This window comes from Rhizobacter terrae (genome assembly GCF_003852895.1).
Classification (GTDB): Bacteria; Pseudomonadota; Gammaproteobacteria; order Burkholderiales; family Burkholderiaceae_C; genus Albitalea; species Albitalea terrae.
In genome coordinates, this window is record NZ_QUSW01000007.1 from 329676 (window position 1) to 346804 (window position 17129).

The 17129-nt window shown below is 68.7% G+C and carries 18 protein-coding genes; 12 read left to right on the top strand and 6 right to left on the bottom strand.

The features are described 5' to 3' along the window. Window positions 1-89 precede the first annotated feature (89 nt). From DZC73_RS23375 to DZC73_RS23395, 5 genes are read left to right on the top strand one after another with little or no spacing between them, the layout of a single operon-like run. Entirely contained in the window at window positions 90-1352 is a 1263-nt protein-coding gene (locus DZC73_RS23375) for a class I SAM-dependent methyltransferase (RefSeq protein WP_124542775.1), read from the top strand. After that, on the top strand, window positions 1349-1672 hold the full coding sequence (locus DZC73_RS23380; RefSeq protein WP_124542776.1) for a DUF1840 domain-containing protein: 324 nt from the start codon (window positions 1349-1351) through the stop codon (window positions 1670-1672). The genes DZC73_RS23375 and DZC73_RS23380 overlap by 4 nt, the downstream gene beginning before the upstream one ends. Window positions 1673-1700: 28 nt before the next feature. Further along, window positions 1701-2330, top strand: a complete 630-nt coding sequence (locus DZC73_RS23385) for a YbhB/YbcL family Raf kinase inhibitor-like protein (protein WP_124542777.1) — start codon at window positions 1701-1703, stop codon at window positions 2328-2330. A 9-nt stretch (window positions 2331-2339) separates the two neighbouring features. Further along, window positions 2340-3002: a histidine phosphatase family protein gene (locus DZC73_RS23390; protein WP_124542778.1), complete on the top strand. Its 663-nt coding sequence runs from the start codon at window positions 2340-2342 to the stop codon at window positions 3000-3002. Continuing rightward, window positions 2999-4135 carry a DSD1 family PLP-dependent enzyme gene (locus DZC73_RS23395; protein WP_124542779.1) on the top strand — a complete coding sequence of 379 codons (1137 nt, stop codon included), beginning with the start codon at window positions 2999-3001 and terminating at the stop codon, window positions 4133-4135. The genes DZC73_RS23390 and DZC73_RS23395 overlap by 4 nt, the downstream gene beginning before the upstream one ends. Here the strand turns inward: DZC73_RS23395 and DZC73_RS23400 are convergent, their stop codons facing one another. Next, window positions 4136-5569: an aminotransferase-like domain-containing protein gene (locus DZC73_RS23400; RefSeq protein ID WP_124542780.1), complete on the bottom strand. Its 1434-nt coding sequence runs from the start codon at window positions 5567-5569 to the stop codon at window positions 4136-4138. 100 nt (window positions 5570-5669) lie between these two features. Between DZC73_RS23400 and DZC73_RS23405 the strand changes: the two genes are divergently transcribed. Next, on the top strand, window positions 5670-6803 hold the full coding sequence (locus DZC73_RS23405; protein WP_124542781.1) for a pyridoxal phosphate-dependent aminotransferase: 1134 nt from the start codon (window positions 5670-5672) through the stop codon (window positions 6801-6803). Here the strand turns inward: DZC73_RS23405 and DZC73_RS23410 are convergent. The 3 genes from DZC73_RS23410 to DZC73_RS23425 form a co-directional block, all read right to left on the bottom strand. Then, the gene (locus tag DZC73_RS23410) at window positions 6787-7983 is read right to left on the bottom strand and encodes an acyltransferase family protein (RefSeq protein WP_124542782.1); all 1197 of its coding nucleotides are present in this window, start codon (window positions 7981-7983) and stop codon (window positions 6787-6789) included. The two genes, DZC73_RS23405 and DZC73_RS23410, sit on opposite strands and share 17 nt — an antisense overlap. A 105-nt stretch (window positions 7984-8088) precedes the next feature. Beyond that, entirely contained in the window at window positions 8089-8820 is a 732-nt protein-coding gene (locus DZC73_RS29805; protein WP_161974713.1) for a LytR/AlgR family response regulator transcription factor, read from the bottom strand. Beyond that, window positions 8817-9908 (bottom strand): sensor histidine kinase, encoded by a 1092-nt coding sequence (locus DZC73_RS23425; protein WP_124542783.1) that lies wholly within the window; start codon window positions 9906-9908, stop codon window positions 8817-8819. Before DZC73_RS23425 ends, DZC73_RS29805 begins: the two co-directional genes overlap by 4 nt. A 153-nt stretch (window positions 9909-10061) precedes the next feature. Between DZC73_RS23425 and DZC73_RS23430 the strand changes: the two genes are divergently transcribed. Both DZC73_RS23430 and DZC73_RS23435 read left to right on the top strand, forming a co-directional pair. Further along, window positions 10062-11168: a sterol desaturase family protein gene (locus tag DZC73_RS23430; protein WP_328589534.1), complete on the top strand. Its 1107-nt coding sequence runs from the start codon at window positions 10062-10064 to the stop codon at window positions 11166-11168. A 54-nt stretch (window positions 11169-11222) separates the two neighbouring features. Then, complete coding sequence (locus DZC73_RS23435) at window positions 11223-11627, top strand: hypothetical protein (RefSeq protein ID WP_124542784.1); 405 nt, start codon at window positions 11223-11225, stop codon at window positions 11625-11627. A gap of 3 nt (window positions 11628-11630) precedes the next feature. Here the strand turns inward: DZC73_RS23435 and ruvB are convergent, their stop codons facing one another. Then, window positions 11631-12686 carry a Holliday junction branch migration DNA helicase RuvB gene (gene ruvB / locus DZC73_RS23440; RefSeq protein WP_124542785.1) on the bottom strand — a complete coding sequence of 352 codons (1056 nt, stop codon included), beginning with the start codon at window positions 12684-12686 and terminating at the stop codon, window positions 11631-11633. A gap of 48 nt (window positions 12687-12734) precedes the next feature. Between ruvB and DZC73_RS23445 the strand changes: the two genes are divergently transcribed. The 4 genes from DZC73_RS23445 to DZC73_RS23460 all read left to right on the top strand — a co-directional run bounded on the left by DZC73_RS23445 (window position 12735) and on the right by DZC73_RS23460 (window position 16551). Next, entirely contained in the window at window positions 12735-13184 is a 450-nt protein-coding gene (locus DZC73_RS23445) for a hypothetical protein (protein WP_124542786.1), read from the top strand. A 112-nt stretch (window positions 13185-13296) separates the two neighbouring features. Beyond that, the gene (locus tag DZC73_RS23450; RefSeq protein ID WP_124542787.1) at window positions 13297-15633 is read left to right on the top strand and encodes a TonB-dependent receptor; all 2337 of its coding nucleotides are present in this window, start codon (window positions 13297-13299) and stop codon (window positions 15631-15633) included. An 11-nt stretch (window positions 15634-15644) separates the two neighbouring features. Further along, complete coding sequence (locus DZC73_RS23455; RefSeq protein ID WP_124542788.1) at window positions 15645-16109, top strand: copper chaperone PCu(A)C; 465 nt, start codon at window positions 15645-15647, stop codon at window positions 16107-16109. 7 nt (window positions 16110-16116) lie between these two features. Next, window positions 16117-16551, top strand: coding sequence for a GNAT family N-acetyltransferase (locus DZC73_RS23460; protein ID WP_124542789.1), 435 nt, complete (start codon window positions 16117-16119; stop codon window positions 16549-16551). Here the strand turns inward: DZC73_RS23460 and ruvA are convergent. Then, on the bottom strand, window positions 16548-17120 hold the full coding sequence (ruvA, locus tag DZC73_RS23465) for a Holliday junction branch migration protein RuvA (protein ID WP_124542790.1): 573 nt from the start codon (window positions 17118-17120) through the stop codon (window positions 16548-16550). The genes DZC73_RS23460 and ruvA overlap by 4 nt on opposite strands. Window positions 17121-17129: the final 9 nt, after the last annotated feature.

Sequence of the window (17129 nt, forward strand, 5' to 3'; positions counted from 1 at the left end):
GTTTCTTTGTACAGTGGCACCGACAGGAACCCCGAGGGGCCCGGTCCCGCACCGGAGGTGGCGTTCCTGGCCTGAAGCGACGGGGTGCCATGGTTCCCATCACATCTGTGCTCGAGCGAAAGCTCTCGGACCTCCAGATTCCGCTGGCTGTTGAATTTCCATCAGGCCAGCGTGTCGGTGCGGCCGATGCCCGCGTGACGCTCAAGCTGCGCGACCTGTCGTCGCTGGCGCGCATCGCCGCGGGGCAGGTCGGCCGCGTGGCCGAAGACCACGTGGAAGGCCGCCTGGACGTGGACGGGACCATGCGCGACGTGATGCTCATCGCCGCGCAGATGATCGGCGCCGACCCGGTGCAGGCGCACAGCGGCGCCGCGCCGCTGCGCTGGTGGCGCGACATGATCCGCATGAGCCGCTCCAAGGTGCGCCACCGCCTGCACATGGACGCCGAGCAGATCGCCTTCCACTACGACGTCTCCGATGATTTCTACGCGCTGTGGCTGGACCCGCGGCGGGTGTATTCCTGTGCGTACTTCGCCGACCCGGCGATGACGCTCGCCCAGGCACAGGAAGCCAAGCTGGACCACGTGTGCCGCAAGCTCATGCTGCGGCCGGGCGAGCGCTTCCTGGACATCGGCGCGGGCTGGGGCGCCTTGCTGCTGTGGGCGGCCGAGCACTATGGCGTGAAGGCGCACGGCATCACGCTCAGCAAGAACCAGTTCAACCACGTGAACCGCCTGATCGAGGAGCGTGGGCTCCAGGGCCGCGTGCGCATGGAGCTGCGCGACTACCGCGAGCTGGAGGAGGACGAGCCCTACGACAAGATCGCCTCCATCGGCATGTTCGAGCACGTGGGCCGGGCGCAGCTGCGGCCTTATTTCGACAAGATCTGGCGGCTGCTGCGTCCGGGCGGCCTGCTGATGAACCACGGCATCACCGCGGGCGGCACCGACAACACCCAGCTTGGCGCGGGCATGGGCGACTTCATCGAGCGCTACATCTTCCCCGGGGGCGAGCTGCTGCACGTGTCGCACGTGCTCAAGGTGATGAGCGAGGCGCAGCTGGAGCCGCTGGACGTGGAGAACCTGCGGCCGCACTATGCCCGCACGCTCTGGGCCTGGAGCGACAGCCTGGAAGGGCAGCTCGACCGGGCACGCGAGATCACCAGCGACCGCGTGGTGCGCGCCTATCGCCTGTACCTGGCCGGCAGCGCCATGAGCTTCGAGCGCGGCTGGATCTCGCTCAACCAGATGCTGGCATCACGGCCCAGTGGTGACCTCGCCGCCGGGACCATGCACGGGGCACAATCGGACTATCCCTTCAACCGGCGCTACATCTACGAAAGCCCGCGATGATCTACAAGTTCAGGTCCAAGGCCGCAGGCGACGTCATCATGATGGGGCCCAACGGCGACGAGGTGCTTCGCATCATCGGCAAGAGTCCGGCGCCCCAGGGGATCATCGAGCCGGGCTCGATGCCGGCGGCGATTGCCGCACTGGAACGGGCCGTGGTCGACGATGATGCGAGGCGAAAGGAAGCCGAGCAGCAGGCGGCCGCCGAGGGACGGAAAATCCCGGCCGGCGAGGGCGTGAGCCTGCGGCAACGCGCCTGGCCGCTGGTTGAGATGATGAAACGCGCGCACGCCGAGGATCACGAGGTCGTCTGGGGGGTGTGAGCACCGCGAGGACGAGGAGACACGGACCATGAAGCTCTGGAGCGACAGCTGGATCAACGGCGAGCGCATTCCACCGAAGTACGCCGCGGGCCGCCTGGACCCGGCCGGGGCGCCGACCTTCTCGGACAACGTCAATCCGCACCTCGCCTGGAGCGAGGTACCGCCCGGTACCCAATCTTTCGCCCTGATCTGCCACGACTTCGACGTGCCCAGCCGCGGCGACGACGTGAACAAGCCCGACCGCGAGGTGCCCGCCGACCTGGACCGGGTGGACTTCTTCCACTGGGTGTTGGTGGACCTGCCGGCCACGCTCACCGAGATCAAGGAAGGCGAGTTCAGCCGCGGCTTCACCACGCGCGGCAAGCCCGGCCCGGCGACGCTGCACGGCGCGCGCCACGGCATCAACGACTTCACCGGATGGTTCGCGGGCGACGAGGCGATGAAGGGCGATTACTTCGGCTACGACGGCCCCTTCCCGCCCTTCAACGACTCGCTGGTGCACCACTACGTGTTCACGCTGTATGCGCTGTCCATCGAGCGCGTGCCGGTGCAAGCCGCCTTCACCGGCCAGCAGGTGCGTGAAGCCATCTACCCCTACGTGCGCGGCGAAGCCACCCACTCGGGCACCTACACCCTCAACAAGCGCCTGATGGGTTGATTGTTTTTCATGCAGGACAAGGTCACTCGCATCATCGCGATCCGCCACGGCGAAACGGCGTGGAACGTGGACACGCGCATCCAGGGGCAACTGGACATCCCCTTGAACGACGTGGGCCGCTGGCAGGCTTCGCGCCTCGGGAAGGCGGTGGCTGACGAAGGCATCAGTGCCATCTACGCCAGCGACCTCATCCGCGCCTACGAGACGGCGCGCGCCGTGGCCGACAGCACCGGCTGCGACATCGTCACCGACACCGGCCTGCGCGAACGCCATTTCGGCGCCTTCGAAGGCTTCACCTGGCGCGAGATCGAGGAGCGCTGGCCCGACGAAAGCGAGCGCTGGCGCAAGCGCGACCTGAGCTTCGCGCCAGAAGGCGGCGAGTCTTTGCCGGTCTTCTACGAACGCTGCGTGGGCACGGCCGCGCGGCTGGCCTTGGCGCACGTGGGGCAGACCATCGCGCTCGTGGCGCACGGCGGCGTCATGGACTGCCTGTACCGCGCCGCCTCGCGCATCGACCTGCAGGCACCGCGCTCCTGGCAGCTGGGCAATGCCAGCATCAACCGGCTGCTGCACACGCCCGAAGGCTTCACGCTGGTCGGCTGGAGCGACACCTTCCACCTCGACGACGCCGGCCTGGACGAATCGAACGACAAGGTCGGCAGCGCGGCATGAGCCTGAGCGCCGCGCGGCCGCCCGGAGGTTCTCCGATGACGCCGGGGGATCCGGTCTCGGCCATCGAGACGCCGGCGCTGGTCATCGACCTCGACGCCATGCAGCGCAACCTGGCGCGCATGGCCGAGTTCGCGCGCCACCATGGCATGAAGCTCAGGCCGCACGCCAAGATGCACAAGAGCGCCACCATCGCGAAGATGCAGATGGACGCAGGCGCAGTGGGCGTGTGCGTGCAGAAACTCTCGGAGGCCGAAGCGCTGGCCGCGGGTGGCGTGAGCGACGTCTACATCAGCAACGAGGTGATCCATCCGGACAAGCTGCGCCGCGTGGCAGCGCTGGCGGGGCGGGTGACGCTGTCCATCGCGGTGGATTCGACGCTGGGCGTGGAGCGGCTCGCACAGGCCTTGGCGCAAGCCGGTACCAGCGTGGATGTCTTCGTGGAGGTGGATGCCGGCCAGGGCCGATGCGGCGTGGCCCCGGCGGCCGCCGGGGCGCTGGCACAGCAGGTGGTGTCGCACGGGCTGCGTTTCGCCGGCTTGCAGGCCTACCACGGCAAGGCCCAGCACCTGCGGTCCGCGCTGGAACGCGAAGCCGCCATCCGCCACGCGGTGACGGCGGCGCGCACCGCCCAAGCCGCAGTCACGGCCAGCGGCATCGACTGCCCGCTGGTCACGGGCGCCGGCACGGGCACCTTCGTGTTCGAGGCGGCCAGCGGCGTGTACGGCGAGCTGCAGGCGGGCAGCTACCTCTTCATGGACCGCGACTATGCCGACAACCAGCCCTCACCCGGCGCGCCGGTGTTCGAGCATGCGCTGTTCATCAAGAGCGAGGTGATCAGCCGCGGCGCCGCGCATGCGGTGGTGGATGCAGGGCACAAGTCGCATGCGATTGACTCCGGCCTGCCGCGGGTGTGGCTGCAAGACCTGGAGTTCGCCAACGGCGGCGACGAGCACGGCATTCTTCGGCCCCGCGGCGATGCGTTGCCGGCGCTGGGCGACAGCGTGTGGCTGGTGCCCGGCCACTGTGATCCCACGGTGAACCTGCATGACCGCTACGTGGTCGTCAGCGGAGGCCTGCAGGGTGGAAGCGTCCACGCCGTCTGGCCGGTGGACGCCCGCGGCTGCGTGGCCTGATCAATCGGCGGACCGCGCCATCGCACCGAGCGCGCGCAGCCCGCGATCCAGCCGCGGGCTCCAGCCGTAGCCGCCACTCAGCCGCAGGCAGTTGGCATGGCGGCCGCTGGCGGAGAACACCACGCCCGGCGCGAAGCAGATGCCGCGTTCCAGCGCCTGCGCGAAAAGCTGCCGCGTGTCCGCCGGCCGGGGCAGTTCCACCCACAGCACGAAGCCACCCTCCGGCTGGGTCACGCGCGTGCCCTCGGGGAAGGATTCCTCGATCGCCCGCACCATGCGATGCAGCGTGTCCTGGAACACGCGGCGGATGCGGCGCAGGTGGTGGTCGTAGCCGCCCGATGAGAGGAACTCCGCCAGGGCGAGCTGAGGCAGCACCGGGCTGCACAGCGTGGACGCCACCTTGGCCTCGATGACGCGCGGCATGAATCGCTCGCCCGCCGCCAGCCAGCCCACGCGATAGCCGGGCGCCAGCGTCTTGGAAAACGAACTGCAGTGCAGCGTGATGCCGTGGCGGTCCAGCGCCATGAAGGGCGTGGGCCGTTCCGTGGCGCCGAAGCCGATGTCGCCGTAGATGTCGTCCTCGATCAGCGGCACCCGATGCCGCGCCAGCAGGGCCAGCACCTCCAGCTTGCGCGCCTCGGCCAGCGTGCAGCCCAGCGGATTGCTGAAGCTCGATGCAAGCACGCAGGCGGCAATGCGCCGTGCTTCGCAAGCGGAGCGCAGTGCGTCGATGGCGATGCCCTGCCGCGCATCGGTGGGCAATTCCAGCGCCTTGAGCCCGAGCGATTGCAGTACCTGCAGCAGCCCGAAGTAGGTGGGCGATTCGATGGCCACCGTGTCGCCCGGCTTGGTCACCGCACGCAGGGCCAGCGACAGAGCCTCGGTGCATCCGCAGGTGACGAGCACGTCGTCGGGCGACAGCGCCTGCCCCCAGCGCAGCGCACGCCGCGCGATCTCACGGCGCAGGGCCAGATGCCCGCGCGGCGGCGTGTAGATGTTGAGCTTGGCACCGTTCACGCGGGCGGCGCGTGCGAGGCAGCGGTCCAGCCGGCCGGAGGCGAGCAGTTGCGGGCTGGGGATGGCGCAGCCCAGCGGCACGAGCTTGGGGTCGGCCGCATGTTCGAGCAGCTTGAGCATCACGGCGGGCACCGCGATGTCGATGGACCGGGCCGGCGGACGGCTGGTGGTGGGCGGTCGGATGTCGCGCGAGGCCTGCGCCACGTAGTAGCCCGACTGCGGCCGGGCCTCGATCACGCCGCGGTCTTCGAGCAGCCGGTAGGCATGCAAGGCGGTGGTGACGCTGGTGCGCCGCTGGCGGCTGATCTCGCGCAGCGAGGGCACGCGCGAACCGGGCACCAGCGTGCCGCGGCGGATCAGCTCGGTGATGAAACCGGCGAGTTCTTCGTAGCGGAAATGGGTGGAAGCGGCAGGCATGGTCTGAACTGTACTGATCGCATTGTGAGTGATCTGTGACTGTTATTGCCAGCCCTTGGGCGGCACGATCGCCGGCATCCGAACCCGCAGGAGCCTTGCCATGCCCGACTTCCCTCGCAGCCAGATCATCAGCCTCGTCGGCGATGCGCCGCCTTACGACCTCGCCGAGAGCGTGGGGCCGGACCTTCGCCTGGGTGAACTGTTCGACGCCGACGCGCTGCGTTCACTCGCCGACCTGACGCTGGGCTACGGCACGGCGGCAGGCGATGCCGCCCTGCGGGAGGAGATCGCGCGGGCGCACGGCGTTGCTGCCGACGACGTGGTGCTCACCACCGGCGGCATCCACGCGCTGCACCTTGTCGCCTCCTTGCTGTGCGAAGAGGGCGAGGCGGTCATCACTTCGCCGGTGTTCCCGCTTGCGCGGCATGTGCTGGAGGCAGCCGGCGCGCAGGTGCGCACGCTGCCGCTGAGCTTCGATGCCGGCTACCAGCCCGACCTCGATGCCCTGGCGGCGCTGCTCACGCCCGCCACGCGGCTCGTGAGCCTGGCCACGCCGCAGAACCCGTCCGGCGTGGCCATCCCGCTGGACACCTTGCGCGGGATCGTTGCATTGATGAAGGCGAGGTCGCCCGATGCCTGGCTGCTCGTCGACGAGACCTACCGCGAGGCCTGCATCGGCGATGCGCCCGCCGCGGCCAGCGCGCTCGAACTGGGCCCGCGCGTGATCTCCACCGCCTCGTTGTCCAAATGCCACGGGGCGTCGGGCCTGCGCATCGGCTGGGCCATCACACGCGACCGGGTCCTGCGCGAGCGGCTGCTGAACGCGAAGTTCAACACGGTGATTTCATGCGGCCGCCTCGACGAGGCCGTGGCCCTGCGTGTGCTGCGCGACCGTGACCGCATTCTCGGGGTGCGGCGGGAATTGCTGGCCGCCAACCTGGCGCACCTGCAGACGTGGCTGGATCGTGAAAGCCACCGCGTCGATGGGTTGCGGCCGGCGGCCGGCGCGTTGTGCTGCGTTCGCCTGTCGCCGTCCGTGTTCGATGACGCCGCGGTGGCACGCTTTCACGCGGCCCTGCCTTCCCACGGCGTGCGCGTGGGGGATGGCCGCTGGTTCGGCGAGAGCGCGAAGGTGTTCCGCCTGGGCTTCGGGGTCCTCGCGCCGGCCGAGTTCCAGGCCGCCCTGGTGCAGGTCTCGGCCGCGCTCGATGCCGCGCTCAGGCCGGATCAGTGACGGCAGGGGACAGCGTCTCGCCTTGAACGCGCAGCGGCTTGCGTGCAGGCGCCAGGCCGAAGAGCGGACGCAACCAGGCCAGGCGCCGCACGATCTCGAAGGTCGCGAAGCACACGCCGAGCGTCGCCAGCATCAGCAGCGGCCCTTCAGCCGCCGGCGACAGGCCGGCGGGCTTGAGGTGGTGCGCCATCACCACGATGGCCGTCTGGTGGACGATGTAGAACGGGAATACCGCTTCCGTGAGGTAGCGCCGCGCCGGGCTGTCGCCGGGTGACCATTGTTTGGCGAAGCCGAGGATGGCGGCGATGGCGCACCACTGGTCGGCCGCGTAGATGACGCGCTGCAGGTTGCGCAGCCACGGCGCGACCTCGACGGAACCGGACTGCCCGAAGTACCACGCGATGAAGAGGTAGCTCGCCGCCGCGATGCACAGCGCCGGCCAGCGCCACCGCCGCAGCGACTCCCACACCGCCGCCTGGTGCGCCAGCAGGAAGCCCAGCAGGAACACCAGGCCGTATTGCGCATGGTTGAACCAGTCGCCCTTCATCGCGTGCGTGGACGGAAACTTCGCCACCAGCGCGATGCGAATGAGCGCGAGCACGGCGATCGGCCCGATGAAGAGGACCGCGCCCGTCAGGTGCCGCCCGAGGAAGGCCGCCGATGCATCGACGGCCCGGGGTGCGAGCTTGACCAGCGCCCAGAGCAGGAGGCTGTAGACCCACAGGTAGGCCACGAACCAGAGGTGGTTCCAGGTCGGCAGCGTGAGGCACTTGCCCGCCACGCAGTAGCCTGGGTCGGCGCGGAGATAGTCGGCCCAGAACGAGAGCATGCTTTCGTCGACGCCGGCTTTCTCGACGACTTCGTAGTAGGCCTGCGGCATCACGACCACCAGCATGCCGAAGACCAGGGGGATGAGCAGTCGCTGCGTGCGGCTGGCCGCGAAGCCCTGCGTGCCGCGGCGCATCATGAACGCCGTCGCCGTGCCGGAGACGAAGAACAGCAGCGACAGCCGCCACGGTGAGCTCAGCAGCATCAGCGGCTCCAGGGTGTGCGACGCGAAGGGGGACTTCACATGCCAGTCCCAGGTCACGTAGTACATGCCCGTGTGGTAGGCGATGAGCAGCCCGAAGGCGATGATGCGGACCCAGTCGAGGTCGTGGCGTCGTGCGGTGTCTTGCATGGTGGTGGGCGCCCCGGTGGTTGAAGCCGGCTGCCATCGTGCGGCGCTGCGAGCGCAGCGGCCAGCGATGCGGGACGAACCGGACTCGCGGCGGGGCGAGCCGGATCAGCGTGGCATCAGCGCGTCGCGGAAGCGCCGCGAAACCGGCACGACGCGGCCGGAGTCCAGCATGATTTCCGCGTCGCCCTTGGCCAGCGGGGCCAGGCGGCGGATGCGCATCCGGTTCACGGCGAAGGACCGGTGCACCCGCACGAAGTCGGTGGCCCAGGCGTGCGCAAGAAAGCCCGCCAGGGTGATGCGGTCCAGCCAGCTGGCCGAGGCGGTGTGCAGCTCGATGTAGTTGTCTGCCGCCTGCACGGCTTCCACCTCCGACAGCGCCACGCGGTGAAGCGCGCCCCGGTGCTGCACCATCCAGTGCCCGGCCACGGGCTGCAGGCTGTGCAGGGCGGCGAGCAGCCCCTGGCGTTGCTGCTCCCGCTCGGGGGCGGGCAGTCGCTGCCGCAGGCGGTCGATGCAGGCGGCCAGGCGATCACGGGTGAAGGGCTTGAGCAGGTAGTCCACCACATTCAGCTCGAAAGCCTTCACGGCGAACTCGTCATAGGCCGTGGTGAACGCCACCAGCGTGCCGGCGTCGAGCAGGGCTGCCGCTTCCAGGCCGCTCATGCCCGGCATCTGGATGTCCATGAGCACTGCATCGGCCGGCGATGCGGCGAGCAGGGCCAGCGCCTCTTCGCCGCTGCCGGCCTCGCCTGCGACCTCGATGTCGGGCATGCCCGCCAGGAAGCGGCGCAGCTTGGCGCGTGCCGGCGGTTCATCGTCGACGATCAGCAGTTTCAAGCCGCCACCTTCGCCGGCATGCGGATGCGGAACACCGTGGCCTCGTCCTCGCGGGCGAGGCTCACGGAGGCGGCATCGCCGTGCAGCGCGACCAGCCGCTCGCGGGTGTTGCTCAGCCCGATGCCGCCGGGCCGTGAGTCGCGGCTGACCTGCCCGGCGCTGTCGGACACGCTCAGGCTCAGCACGCCGGCTTCCACCTGCGCGGCGATGCGCAACTGCACCGGCTGGTCGGTCTGCGCCACGCCGTGCTTGGCCGCGTTCTCGATGGGCGCCATCAGCAGCAGGCTGGGAATCTCGCAGCGCAGCGCCTCTTCGCTGATCTGCACCTGGGCATCGAGCCGCCCGGAGAACCGCTGGCGCATGATGGACAGGAACGGCGCGACCAGCCGCATCTCCTCGCGCAGGCTGTGCTGCGGCGAGCGGCCTGCTTCCAGCGACAGCCGCAGCAGCTCGGCCAGTTCCGACAGGATGCGGTCGGCCCGCTCCACGTCTTCGTACATCACCGAAGACACCAGGTTGAGCGTGTTGAAGAGGAAGTGCGGCTGGATCTGTTCCTGCAGCCGCGCAATGCGTGCCGCCGCCAGCTCGGCGTTCAACCGGGCCACGTCGGCGCGCTGGCGCCGGTCGCGCAGCACCAGCAGCACGCCGTGGCAGACCGCCACGATGAGCACGTAGGACACCAGGTCCTTCGCGCCTTCGTAGCCGAGGATGTACAGCCAGTGGCCCGGGTGGTAGGCGACGTCCACGCTGGCATAGACCACTGCGCGCATGGTGTACATGAGCGCTGAGTGCGCCAGCACGTAGAGCACGGCGGCGGCGAGGTGGCCGGCGATGCGCGCCGGCACGCCGTGGTCGCCGTCGAACAGCCGGCGGTGCCAGCCGAAGATGGCCAGGGTCAGCAGCGCCGTCGACGCCGTGCTGGACAACTCCCACAGGAACGGCTCCCAAGGATGCAGGCCGCCGGAGCGCAGGTAGTGCTGCAGCTCCGCGAGGGCCAGGATGAGTCCCACCGCCAGCCAGAAGGCGGCGTAGCCCAGCCAGCGCAGGGCTGGCGGCAAGGGGAAGTCGTCGGTGGATGGCGCGCTCACGGGTTGGCACGGTACCACCGCGGCGAAGCGGTGCCGACGGCGCCCACCCCACGGCAAACCCCGTTCGCCCCGCGCCGCGGGCAGGGTTTACCTGAAGTCCTTTCCGGGGTCTTCCTCTACCCGGAACGCTTCAGTACCACGATCATCCGGCGCATGCTGACCGGCCCTCAAATCATCGTCCTCGCCACGCCCGTGTTCTTCCTGCTGATCGGGATCGAATTCCTGGTCGGATGGAGGCGCGGCAAGAACACCTACCGCCTCAACGACGCGATGAACAGCATCGGCCTGGGCGTGCTCAGCCAGATCACCGGCGTGTTCAGCAAGCTGTTCGCCGTGGGCATCTACACCCTGGTGTTCGAGCACGCGTCCATCTGGCAGCTCAGCGACAAGTCGCTGTGGGTGTGGATCACCGGACTCATCGCCTACGACTTCTGCTACTACTGGCTGCACCGCGCCGGCCACACGGTGGCGCTGTTCTGGGCGGCGCACGTGGTGCACCACCAGAGCGAGGACTACAACCTGTCCACCGCCTTGCGCCAGACCTCCAGCGGCTGGATCGGCGGCTGGCTGTTCTACCTGCCGATGGCGGTCATCGGCTTCCCGCCGCTGGTGTTCGCGGTGGTGGCGCTCGTCGACCTGCTCTACCAATACTGGGTGCACACGCAGCAGATCGGCAAGCTGGGCTGGTTCGACCGCTGGTTCTGCGCGCCCAGCAACCACCGCGTGCACCATGCGGTGAACGACAAGTACCTGGACAAGAACTACGGCGGCATCCTCATCATCTGGGACCGCATGTTCGGCAGCTTCATCGAGGAAGACGACCACGAGGCCATCGTCTACGGCACGCGCGGGCCGCTGCGCAGCTGGAACCCGGTGTGGGCCAACCTGCACAACTACGCGGACATGCTCAAGGACTCCTGGCATGCGGCCAGCTGGATGGACAAGCTGCGCGTGTGGTTCAAGCACCCCGGCTGGCGGCCGGCCGATGTGGCGGCACGCTTTCCGAAGGAGCCGTTCGACATCACGAAGGTGAGCCTGTACGACCCGTCGATGTCCAAGGGCGCGGCGTGGGCGGCGGCGTTGCTGTTCTTCCTGGTGCTCAACGGCACCACTGCCTTCCTGTGGAACGAGCACCTGCTGAGCCTGCCCCAGAAGCTGGCCGCCGCAGCAGCCATCGTCGCGGGCCTGTGGGCAGTGGGTGTGCTGTGCACGCCACGGGTACATGCCATACCTGCAAAAGGGGTAACCATCCGGGCTTGACGCCGGTCTGGCCCCGCCTAGACTGAGGTCGTCTTTCCGACAAGGAGGGTGCCCATGGCGATCAAGCGGATGACCAAGCAGGACCTGCCGCATTCCCTGGGGGCGTTCAAGCCGGTGGGCCACGTGCTCCTGGCTTTGCGCGACGAGGACACGGCGCGCGATGCGGAACGCGCGCTGCACGAGGCAGGCTTCGACCAGGAAGACGTTCTCCATTTCACGGCCGGTGAACATGAAGGCCGCATGGACGCGATGCTCGACCACGCCAGCGATTTCGCGGGCTTCGGCTACGAGATCGTGCTGATGCGACGCTACAAGAAGCTGTCGGCCGAAGGCTGCCGGTGGCTGCTGATCTACGCGCCCAACGACGTGGAAGCCGAGACCGTGGGCGACATCGCGCGGCGCTTCGGCTCGCCGATGGCGGTGAAGTACCACCGTCTGGTGGAAGAAGACCTGATCTGAGGTCTAGGACTCGAACAGGTCGCCGGCCGACTTGGGCGGTGCGACGCCCAGGTGCCTGAACGCGGCCAGCGTGGCGATGCGTCCGCGCGGCGTGCGCTGCAGGTAGCCCTGCTGGATCAGGTAGGGCTCGATCACGTCCTCGATGGTGTCGCGCTCTTCGCCGATGGCGGCGGCGACGTTGTCCAGCCCCACGGGGCCGCCGTCGAAGCGGTGGATCACGGCTTCGAGCAGCTTGCGGTCCATCACGTCGAAGCCTTGCGGATCCACGTCGAGCATGGCGAGCGCCTTGTCGGCGATGGCCTTGCTGATCTTGCCGTTGCCCTTCACGTCCGCATAGTCGCGCACGCGGCGCAGCAGGCGGTTGGAGATGCGCGGCGTGCCGCGTGAGCGGCGGGCGATCTCGAAGGCGCCTTCATCGTCGATGGGCACGTTCAGCAGCCCCGACGAACGGTGCACGATGCGCGCCAGTTCCTCGGCCGTGTAGAACTCCAGCCGCGCAACGATGCCGAAGCGGTCGCGCAGCGGGTTGGTGAGCATGCCGGCGCGGGTGGTGGCGCCTACGAGGGTGAAGGGCTGCAGGTCCAGCTTGATCGAGCGGGCCGCGGGACCCTCGCCGATCATGATGTCGATCTGGTAGTCCTCCAGCGCGGGGTACAGGATCTCCTCGACCACCGGGCTCAGCCGATGGATCTCGTCGATGAAGAGCACGTCGTTGCGCTCGAGGTTGGTGAGGATGGCGGCCAGGTCCTTGGGCTTTTCAAGCACCGGCCCGGAGGTCTGCCGCAGGTTCACGCCCAGCTCGTTGGCGATGATGTGCGAGAGCGTGGTCTTGCCCAGCCCCGGCGGGCCGAAGAGCAGCACATGGTCCATCGCCTCGCTGCGCATCTTCGCGGCGCCAATGAAGATTTCCAGCTGCTCGCGCGCCTTGGACTGGCCGACGTAGGACGCCAGCTCCTTGGGCCGCAGCGCCCGCTCGATGGCCTCCTCGTTGGGCGAGGCGGGCGCCGCGCTCACCACGCGGCGGGAGGCGGGGCTGAAGTCGTCGGTCTGGATGCTCATCCAGTGATTATCCGGCGGCACCGGGACCGGCTGGCACAATCCGGTGCGATGTCTTCCCGGTCCTGGTCCTCACGCTTTGCGCTGTGGGCGGCGGTCTTCGCACTGCTGCTCAAGGCCGGCGTGCCCATGGCCGCGGCGATGGCGGCGTCCTTGCAGGGCGTGGCGACGGCCGAGGTGTGCCCGGTGTACGGTGTGGCGCTGCCTGGGCCGGCCGACGGGCATGCGCACCACCACCATCACCACGACCACGGGGTGCATGCCTCGAATGACGGCAGTGGCCCGAAGGAGGACCACTCCAGGCACGAGCTGGCGGCCCACGGCGACCATTGCGCGCTCACCGCGCTGGCGGCCTTCGCGGGGCCGGATGATGTGGCCGTCAGCGTCGCCCCCGCGGCCCGGTTCACGGCCGCGCTGCCTCCCCGCCACACCGAATCCGTCCCCGATGCCTGCGCGCTCTGGGTGGCGCGCATGAAGCACGGGCCTCCCGCTTCCGCCTGATCGTCACGCCGCTGCCGGCCTCTGGGTGCCGCCTCCTTCGAGGCGCAGTGCCCGGCCGGCCATCGTCATCGAATCCACCGGCCTCGCGCATGGCGCCAGGCCGGCTCAGGCCATGAAGATTCCATCATCACGATTTCGCCTGCGAAGTTGGCAGGCGACGCTGGCGGCCGCCTTGCCACTGCTGGCCCACGCGCAGGCAGACCCGCAGTTCGCGGCCGCCGACACCACCGACGCGAGCGGACGCCCGTTGAAGAAGCTGGGCGTGGTCACCATCACCGGCGGGCGCACCACCTCGCTGCCCTCGCAGATTCCCACCACCATCGAAGGCATCACCGCCGAGGAGATCGCGCAGAAGGTCAATGCCACCGACGCCGAGGACGCGCTGAAATACCTGCCCAGCCTGCTGGTGCGCAAGCGCTACATCGGCGACTACAACCACGCCGTGCTGTCCAGCCGCGCCTCGGGCACGGGCAACAGCGCGCGGTCCATGGTGTATGCCGATGGCATCCTGCTGTCGAACTACCTGGGCAACGGCGCGAGTTTCACGCCGCGCTGGGGGCTGGTCACGCCCGAGGAGATCGAGCGCGTGGACGTGCTCTATGGGCCGTTCTCTGCCGCCTACCCGGGCAACTCGGTCGGCGCGGTGGTGGACTACGTCACCCGCATGCCCACGCGCTTCGAGGCGCATGCCAAGGTGGGTGCCTTCACGCAGCCCTTCGACCTCTATGGCACGCACGCCACCTACCGCGGCTGGCAGGGCAGCCTGTCCATCGGCGACAAGGCTGGCGACTGGTCGTGGTGGGCCAACGTGAACCGGCTCGACAGCAATGGTCAGCCCCTGACCTTTGCCACGCGGCTGGTGAGCGCGGGCAAGGCGCCGGACCCGGCCATCGACACGCCGGTGAGCGGCGCCGTGCCGGGCAAGGACAAGAGCAACCAGGACTGGCTGCTGCTGGGCTCGGGCACCCAGTACCACACGGTGCAGGACCATGCCAAGCTCAAGCTGGCCTACGACTTCGGCGACGCGGTGCGGCTGGCCTACACGCTGGGGCTGTGGGACGACCGTTCGGCGGGGCAGGCGCAAAGCTACCTGCGGCGCCCGGACGGCTCGGCGTTCTACAGCGGCACGGCCAACATCGGCGGACGCGACTACACCCTCGGGGCCAGCGACTTCGCGCCATCGCGCGACAGCCTGTCCCATGTGATGCACGGCCTGTCGCTGGGCAGACGCAGCGGCGGCAGCGTGGACTGGGAGCTGGCCGCCAGTTCGTACACGATGAACAGCGACCTCGCGCGCACGCCCACCGTGGCCAGACCGGCGGCTGATGCCGGCGGTGCCGGCCGCATCACCGATGGCCATGGCACCGGGTGGGACACGCTGTCGCTCAAGGCCATCCTGCGGCCCTCGGCCGAGCATCAGGCCGACTTCGGTATCCAGCGCGAGAGCTACCGCTGGCGGCAGGCGATCAGCAACGCGGCCGATTGGCTGGGTGGTGCGGCGACCACGCCGGTGTCCAGCTTCAAGGGCAACACCGAGCTGCGCAGCGTCTATGCGCAGGACGCCTGGACCTTCTCTCCACGCTGGAAGGCGGTGCTGGGCGGCCGGCTGGAGAACTGGGTCGCCACCGGCGGCGCGAAGACCACGGCTTCCGGGACTGCCGCGTTCCCGGACCGCAACGAGGACCACGTGTCGCCCAAGGCGGCGCTGGGCTTCCAGCTGACCGACGACTGGACGCTGAAGCTGTCCACCGGCCGTGCGGTGCGCATGCCGACGGTGGCGGAGCTGTACCAGGGCAACGGCAATGGCGACCCCGTGAGCAACCCGGACCTCAAGCCCGAGCGCTCCTGGACCACGGAGCTCAGCGCCGAGTGGTCCACCGGGACCCGCCGCCTGCGTGCCACCTTGTTCCACGAAGACACGCGCGATGCGCTCTACGCGCAGGCCATCGCCGGCACGTCGCCGGTGGTCAACAGCACGCAGAACATCGACCACCTGCGCACGCTGGGCGTGGAGGCGGTGTTCGATGGGCAGGACCTGGTGATCAAGGGCCTGGACCTGCTGGCCAGCGTCACCTACGCGGACTCGACCATCCTTGCCAACAGCTCCTACGTGAGCGCGCCGGGCGACACGATCGGCAAGCAGCAGCCGCGCGTGCCGAAGTGGCGGGCGAGCCTCGTGTCCACTTGGCGCGTCAGCGAGCGTTGGAGCACCAGCTTCGGCGCGCGCTACGGCGGGCGGCAGTACGGCACGCTCAACAACAGCGACCCGAACGGCTTTGCCTACCAGGGGTTCTCGAAGTTCTTCACCACCGACTGGCGCATGACCTGCAAGCTCGACAAGTCATGGACGGTGGCGCTGGGCATCGACAACCTCAACAACGCGCAGTACTGGAATTTCCACCCCTATCCGCAACGCACCTACAGTGCGGAGCTGAAATACGATCTGTGAGGATCACGACCATGAAGACCATCAAGACTCTCGCCGCCGTGGCGGCACTGGCGTTGGCATCGGGCCTGGCCTGGGCCCACGGCTACAAGGCGGGTGCGATCAGCATCGGCCATCCCTACGCCGCGGCCACCTTGCCCGGCCAGCCCACGGGCGGCGTCTACCTGCGGCTGGACAACCAAGGCGCGGACGACAAGCTGCTCTCGGCCAGCACCACCGTCTCCAAGAGCGTGCAGATGCACATGAGCAACATGGACGGCGACGTCATGCGCATGCGCGAGGTGGACGCCATCGAGCTGCCCGCGAAGAAGCAGGTGGAGCTCAAGCCTGGTGGTTCGCACATCATGCTGGTGGGGTTGAAGGCGCCGCTGAAGGAAGACGACAGCTTTGCGCTGACGCTCAAGTTCGAGAAGGCGGGGACGGTGGTGGTGGACGTGAAGGTGCAGCGGGTGATGCCGGGCGCCGAGCACAAGCACTGATGCCGCGATGACGACCTTGCCTCCGATCGCGATCACTTCGTTCGAGCCTTCGCACATCCCGCAGGCTCGTGCCTTGTGGCAGCAATCGGATGGCGTGGGTCTGAGCAGCGCCGATGAGCCGCCGGCGCTGTCGGCCTTCCTCGCACGCAATCCTGGCCTCAGCTTCGTGGCCTGGCGGGAAGGCGAGGTGGTCGGCACCATCCTGTGCGGGCACGACGGACGGCGAGGCCTCATCCACCATCTGGTTGTTGCCGAGTCATGCCGGCGCCTGGGGCTGGGGCGGCTATTGCTTCGGCATGGCCTCTCTGGGCTTGCCCGCGAAGGCATCGAGAAGGCCCACCTGCTGGTGTTTCAGTCCAACGAGTCCGGCAAGGCCTTCTGGCGCACGGTGGGCGCCGAAGATCGCAGCAGCGTGCTGGCGCTGTTCTCGATCGCCACCTAGCGGGCCAGCGCCTTCAGCGCCAGCTTGATCCCATCGCTCACGCTCACATCCGCCGGCAGGTTCTTCAGCGCCGCAGCGGCTTCGCGGTCGCTGTAGCCCAGCGCAACCAGCGCCTGCAGGATGTCGCCCTGCGCGTCGTTGGCCACGGCGGTGGGCACCGTCAGCGCATCGCCCAGCTTGCCCTTGAGCTCCAGCAGCAGCCGCTCGGCGGTCTTCTTGCCGATGCCCGGCACCTTCACCAGCCGGCCGCTTTCCTGCAGGCTCACGGCCTGAGCCAGCTCGGTCACGCTCAGCCCGGAGAGGATGGACAAGGCCGTGCGCGGCCCGATGCCCGAGATCTTCACCAGTTGCCGGAAGGTGCTGCGCTCCTCATGCGTGAGGAAGCCGAAGAGCACCTGCGCATCCTCTCGAACCACGAAATGCGTGAGCAGCGTGACGCGCTCGCCCAGCCCCGGCAGGTTGTAGAAGCTGCTCATGGGCACGTCGACTTCGTAGCCGACGCCGTTCACGTCGATGAGCAGTTGCGGGGGGGTCTTTTCGGCGAGAACGCCGGTGAGTCGTCCGATCATCGGCGCATT